The organism is Bacillus sp. 220_BSPC (assembly GCF_001054655.1).
In the GTDB taxonomy this organism is placed as follows: domain Bacteria; phylum Bacillota; class Bacilli; order Bacillales; family DSM-1321; genus Peribacillus; species Peribacillus frigoritolerans.
On the sequence record NZ_JVPL01000179.1, the window covers coordinates 72,306 to 85,698 of the forward strand.

Below are 13,393 nucleotides of genomic sequence, written 5' to 3' on the forward strand. Positions count from 1 at the left end.
ATGAAAAAGACATTGCAAGATGGCCCGTTTGGATACGGGCCGGATTTTTTGAAAAACAAGGAGGTACATATGAGTAAACTGCTTCAAAAACCGGAAAAACAAGAGGTCTCTGAAGGTGTTACAATCATTCAATCAGTTACGAAAGGAAATTCTCCTTTAGAATATGTTGAATTCAAAATAGTGGAGTTGGCACAGGGGGCGGAATATTCAGAATTATTAATCAAGAAGGAGTGCTGCATTGTCGCTCTTACGGGAAAGATCAATGTGACAGTGGGCGAGGATGTATACCATGATTTAGGGACACGTGATAGTGTATTTGATAAAGTGCCGACTGATAGCATTTACGTGTCAAATGATAGGGGTTTTGAATTGGAAGCGATAACCGAGGCCAGAGTGGCACTGTGTTATTCTCCTTCTGATAAGCAACTTCCGACTAAATGGATTAAAGCGGGAGATGTTGACGTGGAACATAGGGGCATTTTGAGCAATAAGCGGATGGTGCATAATATATTACCGGATTCAGCTCCGTATGCGAATAGCCTTCTCGTGGTTGAAGTATATACAGAAAGCGGAAACTGGTCGAGCTATCCTCCGCATAAACATGATCGGGATAACTTGCCAAATGAGTCATTATTGGAAGAGTCCTATTATCATGAAATGAACCCGCCTCAGGGATTCGTCTTTCAGCGAGTATATACAGATGACCGTTCGATCGATGAGACCATGTCCGTCGAAAACGGCGATGTCGTACTTGTACCGGCCGGTTACCATCCGGTAGGGGTGCCTGACGGTTATGAATCTTATTACTTGAATGTCATGGCCGGTCCGACAAGGACATGGAAATTCTATAATGATCCCGATCATGAGTGGATCCTGAATCGTTAAAGGAAAAGGAGATGTTAACCTGATGAACTATACTTTTAATATCGATAAGGAATTTGACTTGATTGCCATTGGTCGGGCCTGCATCGATTTGAATGCCAATGAATATAACCGTCCGATGGAAGAGACCATGACATTCACAAAATACGTGGGCGGTTCACCTGCCAATGTTGCCATCGGAAGTGCAAAATTAGGCTTGAAAGTGGGATTTATCGGTAAGCTTGCCGATGATCAGCACGGCCGTTTCATCGAGCGGTATATGCGTGAGGCAGGTGTTGATACATCGAATATGGTTATCGATCAAGAAGGGCATAAAACGGGACTCGCCTTCACGGAAATTAAAAGTCCTGAAGAATGCAGTATCCTGATGTATCGGGATAATGTAGCCGATCTTCATTTAGCACCTTCGGAAGTGGATGAAGAATATTTAAAAAAATCAAAGATCCTATTGGTTTCAGGAACGGCTTTAGCAAAAAGTCCATCACGTGAGGCGGTTTTAAAAGCCGTAAGCCTTGCGAAAAGAAATGATGTAAAAGTCGTATTTGAATTGGATTACCGTCCTTATACATGGAATTCCATTGAAGAAACCTCCGTTTACTATTCGTTAGTCGCAGAGCAATCAGACATTTTGATTGGCACGCGTGATGAATATGATGTAATGGAAAATACCGAAAAAGGTACAAATGAAGAGACCGTCGGTAACTTGTTTAAACATTCCTCAGACCTGGTGGTCATCAAACACGGTGTTAAGGGTTCGTATGCCTATGCCAAATCAGGAAAAGTATTTAAAGCGAAGTCCTATAAAACGAAAGTATTGAAAACATTCGGCGCAGGGGATTCCTATGCTTCTGCTTTCTTATATGCGTTAGTGAGAGGCAAAGGGATTGAAAGCGCTTTGAAGTTTGGCAGTGCTTCCGCTTCCATAGTAGTAAGCAAGCACAGCTCATCTGAGGCCATGCCCGTAGCAGAAGAAATCGAGGGTTTAATTGCAGAACGCGTGTAAGGAATTTATCTACATAGAGGGGTGAACAGAAGATGGGAACAGTGAGGTTGACGACAGCCCAAGCTTTAATCAAGTTTTTAAATCAGCAGTACATTCATGTTGATGGTGAGGAGTCTCCTTTTGTAGAAGGTGTATTTAATGTATTCGGCCATGGGAATGTAGTTGGTATCGGTCAGGCACTCGAACAGGACGCTGGCCACTTGAAAGTGATTCAAGGAAAGAATGAGCAAGGGATGGCTCACGCAGCAATTGCCTACAGCCGGGAAATGCTCCGAAGGAAAATTTATGCAGTTACTACATCTGCCGGGCCAGGCTCGGCAAACTTGATAGCTGCGGCGGGGACTGCACTTGCCAACAATATTCCTGTCCTCCTACTTCCTGCTGATACATTTGCGACACGTCAGCCGGATCCGGTTCTTCAGCAACTTGAGCATGAGCATAGTACGGCCATTACCACTAATGACGCTTTTCTTGCAGTATCAAGATATTGGGATCGCGTCACTCGCCCTGAGCAGCTCATGTCCAGTCTGATCCGGGCCTTCGAGGTGATGACAGATCCCGGGAAAGCCGGCCCAGCGACGATATGCATCTCACAGGATGTAGAAGGGGAGGCATTCGATTTCGATGAACATTTTTTTGAAAAGCGCGTCCATTATTTAGATCGGAAAGCTCCAGTTGAACGGGAACTGCAAGGAGCTGCCGAGAGAATTAGAGCAAGTAAGAAGCCGATCATCATCGTTGGTGGCGGAGCAAGATATTCCGGAGCTCGGGATATTTTGATGAAGCTGGCGGAAAAGCATAACATTCCACTTGTGGAAACACAGGCAGGTAAATCGACGGTGGAATCAAATTTTCCTAAGAATCTGGGCGGCGTCGGCATTCTCGGTACGATGGCTGCCAATAAGGCTGCCCGTCAAGCAGATCTCGTAATTGGTGTCGGGACCCGCTATACGGACTTTACGACTTCTTCCAAAACTGCATTTGATTTTGAAAGGACAAAGTTTTTGAACATTAACGTCAGCCGCCTTCAAACTTATAAATTAGATGGATTTCAGGTCGTCGCCGATGCAAAGGTGGCGCTTGAAAACCTTGAAGCTTTACTAGTGGGCTATGAAACCGAATATGGGGAAATGCTTGGAGATTGGAAGGCGGAGTGGCTTTCCGAACGGACCCGTTTAAGTACAGTCACTTTTAGCCGTGAAAATTTCAAGCCTGAAATCAAAGACCAGTTTTCACAGCAAGTCTTGAATGAATATTCGGATGCATTGAAAACTGAATTGGCCCAATCAACTGCGATGATCGCAATAAACGATACGATCGATCCTGAAAGTGTGGTGGTCGGTTCGGCCGGATCACTTCCGGGTGACTTGCAGCGCCTCTGGCATTCAAGCGTGCCAAACACTTACCATCTTGAATATGGTTTCTCCTGCATGGGCTACGAAATTGCAGGAACTTTAGGAGCCAAGCTTGCTCATCCAGACCGGGAAGTCTATGCAATGGTAGGGGACGGCAGTTTTCTGATGCTTCATTCGGAATTGATCACAGCCATCCAATATAATCATAAAATCAACATTCTATTGTTTGATAATTCAGGATTTGGCTGCATCAATAATCTGCAAATGGAGAATGGCAGCGGAACATATTGCTGTGAGTTCAGAACACATGATAACCAAATCATGAATATTGATTACGCAAAAGTAGCCGAAGGGTATGGAGCCAAAACTTATCGGGCCAATACTATCGATGAGCTGAAAGCAGCATTGGAGGATGCAAAGAAACAAACGGCATCTACATTAATAGAAATGAAGGTTCTGCCGAAAACGATGACGGATGGTTATGACTCCTGGTGGAATGTTGGCGTGGCAGAGGTCTCGAAACGGAAAAGTATACAAAGGGCATATGAAGCGAGACAAGAGAAATTAAAAATGGCCAAACAATATTAAAAGGGGGAAGTCGGAAAATGCAGGAGATTTCGTGGGGGATTGCCCCAATTGGCTGGCGTAATGATGACATACCGGAAATCGGAGCTGAAAATACCTTATCCCACCTTTTAAGCGATATTGTCGTGGCAGGATTTCAGGGGACCGAGGTAGGAGGTTTCTTCCCGGAACCGGAGGTCCTGAATAAAGAGCTGAAGCTTCGGAACTTAAAAATAGCCGGTCAGTGGTTCAGCAGTTTCATCATCCGTGATGGCATCGACAAAGCAGAACAGGATTTCCATGAACACTGCAAATATTTACAGGCTGTCGATGGAGATGTAGCGGTAGTATCCGAACAAACTTACAGTATCCAAGGCGAAAGGTACGATGTATTTAAGGAAAAGCCCCGCTTTACTGATGAAGAATGGGGAATATTGTGTACGGGCCTGAATCGGCTAGGGGATATTGCAGGACTTTACAACTTAAAACTGGTGTATCACCACCACATGGGGACGGGCGTCCAGACACTGTGTGAAATTGACCGCCTTATGGAAAATACCGAAAAGAAAGTGCAACTGTTATATGATACTGGACATATTTATGTATCGGATGGCGATTGCATGTCACTTCTGCAAAAGCATATCGACCGCATTGGGCACGTTCATTTCAAGGATGTGAGGCATAGCGTGCTGGAGCAGTGCCGAAAAGTTGGGAAATCATTTCAAGAATCTTTTTTAGCCGGCATGTTCACAGTGCCTGGTGACGGCTGCATTGACTTTGTAGAAGCGTACCATACATTACTGGAAAATCATTATAAAGGCTGGATTGTAGTAGAGGCGGAACAAGATCCTTCCGTTGCCCATCCATTGGAATACGCATTAATAGCTCGCAAGTATATAAATGAAAGGCTGCTCCTAGTTCAAGATTAAAAACGGGAAAGAAGTGATTAATTTGAATAATGATGGAAATCAAATGGCATTCTTACGCAAGATTATTATTATCTCGACGTTAGGCGGTCTTTTGTTCGGATATGATACAGGTGTCATTAACGGTGCCTTGCCGTTCATGTCCGAAGCGGATCAACTTAACCTCAATTCACTTACGCAAGGACTTGTTGCCAGTTCACTTCTTTTAGGCGCGGCACTTGGAGCTTTTCTGGGAGGCAGACTTTCGGATTATGCGGGCCGCCGAAAAAACATTCTTTTTCTTTCGGTACTTTTTTTCTTTTCGACTGTTGGATGCACGTTTGCACCGAGTGTTACGGTCATGATTGCCTGCCGTTTTCTACTCGGCCTTGCGGTAGGCGGTGCGTCAGTAACCGTTCCTACTTATTTGGCGGAAATGTCTCCAGCTGAACGACGCGGCCGGATCGTCACCCAAAATGAATTAATGATTGTTAGCGGACAGCTGCTTGCATTCATCTTCAATGCCATTCTTGGGACAATGATGGGTGATAGTTCACATGTTTGGCGTTACATGCTGGCCATTGCATCGCTTCCAGCCATACTTCTTTTCTTTGGCATGATCAGGTTGCCTGAAAGTCCAAGGTGGCTTGTGTCCAAGAACAAAAATGAAGAGGCCCTGAATGTTTTGAAAAGAATACGTAAAATGGATGAGGCAGAATCGGAATTTCAGGGAATCAGAGCCACATTCGAAAAAGAGAACCATGTTAAAAAAGCTACATTTAAAGATTTGAACGTCCCATGGATACGGAGAATCGTCTTTCTTGGAATCGGGATAGCCATCGTTCAACAAATAACGGGCGTTAATTCCATCATGTACTATGGTACCCAAATTTTAAAAGATGCAGGGTTTGAGACAAAAGCTGCTTTGATCGGGAATATTGCAAACGGTATCATTTCTGTTTTAGCAACATTTTTAGGTATTTGGCTGCTTGGTAAAATCGGGCGCCGTCCAATGCTCTTAACCGGTTTGATAGGTACTACGACCACATTGCTATTGATTGGCGTCTTATCGTCCCTTCTTGAAGGGACGGCTGCACTTCCCTATATCATTTTGACCTTGACTGTCACTTTCCTTGCCTTTCAGCAGGGGGCCATTTCACCGGTTACCTGGTTGATGCTTTCAGAGATCTTCCCGCTTCAAGTTCGTGGGCTCGGTATGGGTGTCACCGTATTTTTCCTTTGGGTCGTGAACTTTCTAATCGGCTTAACATTCCCGGTTTTACTAGATAAAGTCGGATTGTCTACCACATTTTATATCTTTTTCGCTTTTGGCATCATGGCTATCACCTTTGTGAAAAAATGTTTACCCGAAACGAAAGGACTTACACTTGAACAGCTTGAACAGAACTTCCGCGATCATGGAAAAGAACCTGCAAAGGAAATGACAAAAATAATTTAAGAGTTATAGAGTAATAAACCAGATATCCTTAAAAGGAGAATATGATCATGACATTAAATTTTGGTGTAATAGGAACGGGTGCCATCGGCAGGGAGCATATTAAAAGAATTACAGACAAATTATCCGGAGGGAAAATTGTGGCTGTAACCGATGTGAATGAAGAGGCGGCAAGGCAGGTCGTGAAACAATATGGACTTGAAGCACTTGTATATCCGGATGACAAATCACTGGTAAACTCGGAAAATGTCGATGCAGTGCTTGTTACGAGTTGGGGGCCAGCGCATGAGCAAAATGTATTGAATGCGATTGAGGCTGGCAAATATGTGTTCTGTGAAAAGCCACTGGCGACAACGGCGGAAGGTTGCAGGAGAATTGCAGAAGCGGAAATGAAATACGGGAAGCGTTTGGTGCAAGTTGGTTTTATGCGACGTTATGATAGCGGTTACGTACAACTGAAACAAGCCATTGATAGAAATGAAATTGGCGAGCCGCTTATGGTCCGCTGTGTACACCGCAATCCAGAAGTGGACGAAAAATATACGACGCAAATGGCGGTCGTTGATACATTGATTCATGAGATTGATGTATTGCATTGGTTAATCAGCGATGATTACAAATCAGTTCAAGTCATTTACCCGAAGAAAGCCAGCCGCGCGCATGCTAACTTAAAAGATCCCCAACTTATCATAATGGAAACGAAGAGTGGGATTGTCATCCAAGCTGAAGTATTCGTGAATTGTAAATATGGCTATGATATCCAATGTGAAGTCATTGGTGAGGACGGTGTTGCATATCTCCCTGAACCAGCGAGCATCGTAACAAGGAAAGGCGCTAAACGGAGCACGGATATCTTGGTAGATTGGAAGGACCGTTTTATGGATGCATATGACATAGAATTACAGGATTTCATAGATTCCATTGTAAAGACAGGTCAGCCGAATGGTCCGACTTCATGGGATGGATACATTGCTGCTGTAACAGCTGATGCTTGTGTAAAAGCACAAGAGTCCGGACAGAAAGAATCCGTTGACCTTGAAGAGAAGCCAGTTTTTTATACGGGAAAAATTACTGTTCAGTGAACGTAATTGAACGAAAAATAAATTATAGGGGGAAAGACCATGAAACTAGCTTTGGATCCTACGATGTATGCCAATTTATCATTAAAAGAAATGGTCGATAAAACAGCGGAACTAGGCTATGAATATATCGAACTGTCACCGAGGGAAGATTTTTGTCCATTCTATAAATATCCTAAAGTGGATAAGGAACAGATTAAAAATTTGAAACGCTGGTGCAGCGACGCAGGTGTGAAGATATCATCCTTGCTTCCGCTTTACTACTGGGCCGGTCCTGATGAGGAACGGCGCCAGTCCGCAGTCCGTAATTGGAAACGCGCCATTGAAGTGGCAGTGGAATTGGATGTTGACTTGATGAATAGTGAATTTAACGGATCTAAATTCAATGAAGTTATCTGTGAAGAAAAATTCATTAAATCAATGGATGAACTCCTTCCGGTATTTGAAAGGGAAGGCGTTAAACTTAATTTGCAGGCACACCCATTCGATTTCATCGAAACGCATGAGGGAGCTATGGATATGATCCGTGCCCTTGATCGTCCGTGGATCAACCTAGTATATTCAACAGCACATACATTTTTCTATGATGATGGCAAAGGCGATATTGCCCCTATGTTCGATTCTGCCGGGGATCGCCTGCAACATGTCTTGTTTGCTGATACATTCAATCATAAAGCGTCCAACGGACTCCGTTATATCGTCAATCCTCCAGGTGTCGAGGCAACCGTCCATCAGCATTTGAACATCGGCGAAGCCGAAGTTGACTTTGATACGATCTTCAAAAAACTGAAAGAAATGAATTTTGACGGCATCGCTACTAATGCAGTATTTGCTTGGATCGACAAAGCAGACTGGTCAAGTAAGCTTATGCTTCAAAAAATGAGAGACGGATTGGGTTTAGCAGAAAGAATTGGAGGCTGACAGAATGAAACTTTGTTTCAACCAAGCGACCACACTTGAAAATTCCAACTTGGTCAAAGATCTCAAACACTGTGAAAAACACGGTTACGATTATATCGAAATCCGTACCATGGATAAATTGCCTGAGTATTTGGAAGAACACACAATTGAAGAACTGGCCGAATTTTTTAATGCAAATCATATTAAGCCACTTGCCTTCAACGCCCTCGTATTCTTTAATAACCGCGATAAAGACGGTCATAAGTCGATAATAGCCGAATTTAAGAATATGATGATCATGGCGGAGAAATTGGGTGTGAAATATGTGGTGGCGGTTCCGCTTGTAACGGATGCGAAAATATTGAAAGAAGATATTAAAAACAGCTGTGTGGAAGTATTGGCTGAACTTTCCGAGATCGCTGAACCGTTTGGCGTTAAAATTGCAGTGGAATTTGTCGGGCATCCGCAATGTACTGTGAATACATTCGGTCAGGCATACGATATCGTTGAAACAGTCAACCGTGATAATGTTGGTTTGGTACTGGACTGTTTTCACTTCCATGCTATGGGTTCCAGTTTGGAAGACTTGAAGAAAGCGGATGGGGAGAAAATCTTCATTTTACACATTGATGATACAGAGGATTTTCCGATTGGTTTTTTGACGGATGAAGACCGGGTATGGCCTGGACATGGTGCCATAGATTTAGACAGCATATTATCCATCTTGAAGGGAATTGGTTATTCTGACGTCGCCTCTGTGGAATTGTTCCGTCCAGAATATTATGAACTTGATGCTGAAGAAGCCATTAAGACCGCAAAAGAAACGACAATTCAAGTTATTTCAAAATACTTTGCACTACAGAATGTATGAATAGATCTTAATAATCTCGGGAATAAGGGGGTGATGGAATAATGCCTTTAGTAGCAATGAATGAGATGCTTTTAAAAGCAAAAGCAGAAAGGTATGCTGTGGGTCAATATAATATTAATGGTCTGGAATTCGCCCAGTCGTTTTTACAGGCTGCCAATGAGGAACGAGCGCCGATCATACTTGCGGCATCGGACAGGCTTGTTGATTATCTTGGCGGATTTAAAACGATTGCTGCTATGGTAAAAAGCCTTATGGAAGAAATGGACATTACGGTTCCGGTTGCCCTTCATCTTGATCATGGAATGGATGTAGAACGCTGCAAGAAAGCGATAGAGGCGGGTTTTACATCAGTCATGATCGATGGCTCCCATCATCCAATAGATGTAAATATTGAAATCACCAAAAGGGTTGTCGACTATGCCCAAAAGTTTGGCGTTTCCGTTGAGGCGGAAGTGGGGACAGTCGGTGGGACGGAAGATGGCCTTGTCGGCGGTATTCAATATGCAGATCCCCATGATTGCACGAGGATTGTAAAAGAAACGGGAATTGATGCACTAGCGGCTGCTTTGGGTTCCGTTCATGGCCCATATCAAGGAGAACCTAAACTCGGTTTTGAGGAAATGGAATTAATTTCGAACATGACGAATGTGCCTCTCGTCTTACATGGAGGCTCAGGTATACCGCTGCACCAAATCAAAAAAGCAATTGAACTTGGACACGCTAAAATAAATGTCAATACCGAAAGCATACAAGTGTGGGCAAAAACCGTTCGGGAAGTATTGGCCGTTGAAGGCACAGTATATGAGCCTCGCGCCATCATCACACCAGCGAAAGAAGCTATCATCACCGTCGTGAAGAGAAAAATCGCAGAGTTCAATACAAGTGGAAAGGCTTAAGAATGAAAAGGTGTTCCCAACTACGTTGCGGGCACCTTTTGTACATTCACTTTTTACCTAAGGTACCATTGGTAAAAAAATAGCTCGCTGGTCAGAGGAAGTGTTGAAATGACTTTGTTACATGCCGCACGTAATAGATTTTTGTTTTTAGTGCTCTGCTTTATTTTTTGGTTTTCTAATTTCATTTATATTCCCATTTTGTCTCCTTACCTTGAGATGATTGGTGGGGATTATACATTTATCGGCATGGTATTAGGCAGTTACGGGCTGATGCAATTTCTCTTCAGGCTTCCGTTCGGAATCCTATCCGATCTCATAAAAGTAAGAAAGCCTTTTATTATCTTTGGGATGGCCGTGAGTACGTTGAGCTGCGTCACATTTGCATGGGCCGATAGTTTAGGCTGGATCCTTTTGGCCCGCTCTTTAGCAGGCGTTGCCGCCGCTACATGGGTAGCGTTCACCATTTTATTTTCCAGCTACTTTTCAGAATATGATCTTCACCGAGCGATGGGCAGTATCTCGTTAGCTGTGGTTCTGGCACAGCTGCTTGGAATGGTGGTCAGCGGATACATTGTCGATCTATGGGGATGGCACGCACCTTTTTGGATAGGCGGGATCATCGGTTTCGTTGGTATCGTCCTTTCGCTTTTTATTTACGAATCAAACGAGGATTTTCAAAAAAAGCCCATTCAATTGAAAGAACTGTTATCAGTCATGCTTGAACCGGCGCTTTTAAAAGTATCATTTCTATCCATTCTCGCACATGGCATCATCTTCTCGACAATGTTCGGCTTCACCCCGGCATTTGCCTTAAAGCTTGGGCTCCATACTGATGAGATCAGCATGGTCATCTTTTCATTCATGATTCCTCATGCCGTTGCCACCATGCTTAGCGGGAAAATATTCGTACCATTATTCGGACAATGGAAGTTACTGAAACTAGCTTTTGCTCTTACGGCCATTTTTACAGCATGTACGCCATTAGCAGAAACAAAAGGGCTGCTTTTTCTGATTCAAGGATTGAATGGATTCTCATTAGGCATTCTTTTTCCATTGTTTTTAGGAATGGCGGTAGAGACAATTTCCCTTGAAAAAAGGGCAACGGCCATGGGGGCGTATCAAGCAATCTACGCGATTGGTATGTTCGCTGGACCTTTCATTGCAGGAATATTGATTTCTCATTTAGGTATTTCTTCAGGATTTTATTTCGCGGGGTCATTAGGTTTAACAGCTTTATTCTCTATGATTGTATGGAGTCACCTTGAAAGGAAAGCAACAAAACATAATTTGAATTTGAACTAAGCGATGTGAAAGGGATGCTAGTTTAATAGAGGAGGAGCACTTATGAAGGTTGGTTTAGTTACTGATATTTTAGGTTACATGCCATTTGAAGAGATGCTGGATACGTGTGTGGACCAGGGAATAGAGACACTGGAGCTAGGATGCGGCAATTGGTCGAAGGCTCCACATCTCGATCTCGATGGTCTTCTTGGCAATGCAGCAAAACGAAAGCAATTATTAAATGAATTGAATGTAAGGGGGATTAGCATTGCAGCGTTGAATTGTTCTGGCAATCAGCTTGATCCATCAGATGAAGGAGAGATGCATAAAGCCGTTGTTAATAAGACCTTTCAGCTAGCTGGGCTTTTAGGTGTTGAAACGGTTGTCATGATGTCGGGGTGTCCTGGCGGCGGACCAAGTGACAGGACGCCAAATTGGCTGACACATCCCATTTTGCCCTCACACTTTGAGATGCTTGATTGGCAGTGGAATGAAGTGGCATTCCCTTATTGGGAAAAAGCTGTGATAACGGCAAAACAAAATGGGGTTAGAAAGGTTGCCATCGAAAATCTAGGCTGCAATTTAGTTTACAATCCTGAAACACTCTTTAAATTGAGGTATGAAGTCGGTGATACGATCGGCATGAATTTTGATCCGAGTCATTTATTTTGGATGGGCGGCGACCCCATTGCGGCTTTAAGGGCTTTAGGAAGCGCAGTTTATCATATTCATGCAAAAGATGTCCGCTTGGAAAGAGGGATATATGACGTCCAGGGGTTAATTGATGTGAAACCAATGAACCAATATGCAGGTAGATCATGGAATTATGTTGCACTCGGGTATGGGCACGACAGTGGCTGGTGGAAGGAGTTTTTTACTATTGTTAAAATGATTGGTTATGAAGGGCCCATCATTCTCGAAATGGAAGATTTGACAATGGAACCACTAACGGGCGTGAAAAAATCCATGAATGTTTTGAAAGAAACATTGCCTAGAGAATTCGATGTTTTAACATGAAGTCTAAATTACTTTATAATGGACTTAATGAAAATGACAAAAGAAATAGGCAGGTGGAGATAATAGTATGAAAATGAGCGATGTGGCGAAATTGGCTAACGTATCTCCTGCAACCGTTTCAAGAGTGCTCAGACAGCCGGATTTAGTCAGCGAGGAAACTAAACAAAAGGTGCTGCAGGTAATTGAAGAGATGAATTACAAGCCTCACATGATTGCCAGTCAGTTCAGGACGAAAGAGACCAAGATCATTCTGGTCGTCGTTCCGGATATCACAAGGCCCTTTTTTTCCGAAGTGCTTCGGGGCATTGAGCATACAGCTGTAGAAAATGGCTATCAGGTTATATTGGGAGATACGGAGAACGATATTGAACGGGAAAAGGAATATATCGATTTGCTATACAAAAAGCAGGCAGATGGAGCGTTACTCCTTACTGCTAGAATGAATAGGGAAAGCCTGGAAAAACTATCAAATCAATTTCCGATTGTATTGGCATGTGAATACGTGGACGGACTGGACATTCCAACTGTTTCGATCGACAATGTAAGCAGTGCCAGAAAAGTAACGGAACATTTAATCAAGCTTGGTTATAAACGAATTGCCCATATAACAGCGCCTATGAACATCATTCTTAGCCGGGATCGCCTAGGGGGGTTCCAGCAAGCAATGAAGAAGCATCACTTGAAAGTAAACCCGGAATACATCCAGGAAGGGGATTATGGCATTGACTCAGGTTATGACCAGATGGTGAAATTATTATCGCTTGAAAACAAGCCTGAAGCAGTGTTCGTTTTTAATGATGAAATGGCGCTGGGTGCTGTAAAGGCAATCCAGGATCATGGGTTGAGCGTTCCCGAGGATATTGCTGTCGTAGGTTTTGATAATTTGAAAATAGCATCGATTTTTAATCCGCATATGACGACCATTGACCAGCCTAAGTACGAAATAGGGAAAAAGGCAACGAACTTATTGCTGACCTTAATGAAAGGCGGAACCATTGAAAAGAAAAAATTCGTTCTGGAAGATGAGTTGATTATCCGCGAATCTTGCGGTTCCAAATTGGAAAAAAGCTTGAATGTATAAAAATGTTTGGCAAGATTATTATGTTAGTAAATGAATGGCTTCCTTTTATGGGAGCCTCAGACTGTAGACAAACTCGATGAAAATCGAGTTTGTCTATTTTTAT

Annotated in this window: 12 protein-coding genes; all 12 read left to right on the forward strand. The window is 43.2% G+C overall.

What is annotated here, in order from left to right:
* Positions 1 to 69: 69 nt before the first annotated feature.
* Entirely contained in the window at positions 70 to 885 is an 816-nt protein-coding gene (iolB, locus tag ADA55_RS12665; RefSeq protein WP_048684320.1) for a 5-deoxy-glucuronate isomerase, read from the forward strand.
* A gap of 22 nt (positions 886 to 907) precedes the next feature.
* Entirely contained in the window at positions 908 to 1,885 is a 978-nt protein-coding gene (gene iolC, locus ADA55_RS12670) for a 5-dehydro-2-deoxygluconokinase (RefSeq protein ID WP_048684323.1), read from the forward strand.
* Positions 1,886 to 1,917: 32 nt separating this feature from the next.
* Positions 1,918 to 3,828: a 3D-(3,5/4)-trihydroxycyclohexane-1,2-dione acylhydrolase (decyclizing) gene (iolD, locus tag ADA55_RS12675; RefSeq protein ID WP_048684325.1), complete on the forward strand. Its 1,911-nt coding sequence runs from the start codon at positions 1,918 to 1,920 to the stop codon at positions 3,826 to 3,828.
* A 17-nt stretch (positions 3,829 to 3,845) separates the two neighbouring features.
* Positions 3,846 to 4,733 (forward strand): myo-inosose-2 dehydratase, encoded by an 888-nt coding sequence (gene iolE / locus ADA55_RS12680; protein WP_048684328.1) that lies wholly within the window; start codon positions 3,846 to 3,848, stop codon positions 4,731 to 4,733.
* 22 nt (positions 4,734 to 4,755) lie between these two features.
* A complete protein-coding gene (locus ADA55_RS12685) occupies positions 4,756 to 6,168 on the forward strand; it encodes a sugar porter family MFS transporter (protein WP_048684330.1) in 1,413 nt (470 codons plus the stop codon).
* A gap of 47 nt (positions 6,169 to 6,215) precedes the next feature.
* Positions 6,216 to 7,247, forward strand: coding sequence for a Gfo/Idh/MocA family protein (locus tag ADA55_RS12690; RefSeq protein WP_048684332.1), 1,032 nt, complete (start codon positions 6,216 to 6,218; stop codon positions 7,245 to 7,247).
* Positions 7,248 to 7,286: 39 nt separating this feature from the next.
* Positions 7,287 to 8,165, forward strand: coding sequence for a sugar phosphate isomerase/epimerase family protein (locus ADA55_RS12695; protein WP_048684334.1), 879 nt, complete (start codon positions 7,287 to 7,289; stop codon positions 8,163 to 8,165).
* A 4-nt stretch (positions 8,166 to 8,169) separates the two neighbouring features.
* Positions 8,170 to 9,015 (forward strand): 2-keto-myo-inositol isomerase, encoded by an 846-nt coding sequence (iolI, locus tag ADA55_RS12700; RefSeq protein ID WP_048684336.1) that lies wholly within the window; start codon positions 8,170 to 8,172, stop codon positions 9,013 to 9,015.
* A gap of 41 nt (positions 9,016 to 9,056) precedes the next feature.
* The gene (gene fba, locus ADA55_RS12705; RefSeq protein WP_048684338.1) at positions 9,057 to 9,911 is read left to right on the forward strand and encodes a class II fructose-1,6-bisphosphate aldolase; all 855 of its coding nucleotides are present in this window, start codon (positions 9,057 to 9,059) and stop codon (positions 9,909 to 9,911) included.
* Between the two features lie 108 nt (positions 9,912 to 10,019).
* The gene (locus tag ADA55_RS12710) at positions 10,020 to 11,213 is read left to right on the forward strand and encodes an MFS transporter (protein ID WP_048684340.1); all 1,194 of its coding nucleotides are present in this window, start codon (positions 10,020 to 10,022) and stop codon (positions 11,211 to 11,213) included.
* A gap of 42 nt (positions 11,214 to 11,255) precedes the next feature.
* The gene (locus ADA55_RS12715) at positions 11,256 to 12,209 is read left to right on the forward strand and encodes a sugar phosphate isomerase/epimerase family protein (RefSeq protein WP_048684342.1); all 954 of its coding nucleotides are present in this window, start codon (positions 11,256 to 11,258) and stop codon (positions 12,207 to 12,209) included.
* A gap of 67 nt (positions 12,210 to 12,276) precedes the next feature.
* Positions 12,277 to 13,290: a LacI family DNA-binding transcriptional regulator gene (locus ADA55_RS12720; protein ID WP_048684344.1), complete on the forward strand. Its 1,014-nt coding sequence runs from the start codon at positions 12,277 to 12,279 to the stop codon at positions 13,288 to 13,290.
* Positions 13,291 to 13,393 lie beyond the last annotated feature (103 nt).

Coding starts and splice junctions, on each gene's coding strand:
- iolB (WP_048684320.1), top strand. CDS start 70: ATGAGTAAACTGCTTCAAAAACCGGAAAAACAAGAGGTCTCTGAAGGT.
- iolC (WP_048684323.1), top strand. CDS start 908: ATGAACTATACTTTTAATATCGATAAGGAATTTGACTTGATTGCCATT.
- iolD (WP_048684325.1), top strand. CDS start 1,918: ATGGGAACAGTGAGGTTGACGACAGCCCAAGCTTTAATCAAGTTTTTA.
- iolE (WP_048684328.1), top strand. CDS start 3,846: ATGCAGGAGATTTCGTGGGGGATTGCCCCAATTGGCTGGCGTAATGAT.
- ADA55_RS12690 (WP_048684332.1), top strand. CDS start 6,216: ATGACATTAAATTTTGGTGTAATAGGAACGGGTGCCATCGGCAGGGAG.
- ADA55_RS12695 (WP_048684334.1), top strand. CDS start 7,287: ATGAAACTAGCTTTGGATCCTACGATGTATGCCAATTTATCATTAAAA.
- iolI (WP_048684336.1), top strand. CDS start 8,170: ATGAAACTTTGTTTCAACCAAGCGACCACACTTGAAAATTCCAACTTG.
- fba (WP_048684338.1), top strand. CDS start 9,057: ATGCCTTTAGTAGCAATGAATGAGATGCTTTTAAAAGCAAAAGCAGAA.
- ADA55_RS12710 (WP_048684340.1), top strand. CDS start 10,020: ATGACTTTGTTACATGCCGCACGTAATAGATTTTTGTTTTTAGTGCTC.
- ADA55_RS12715 (WP_048684342.1), top strand. CDS start 11,256: ATGAAGGTTGGTTTAGTTACTGATATTTTAGGTTACATGCCATTTGAA.
- ADA55_RS12720 (WP_048684344.1), top strand. CDS start 12,277: ATGAAAATGAGCGATGTGGCGAAATTGGCTAACGTATCTCCTGCAACC.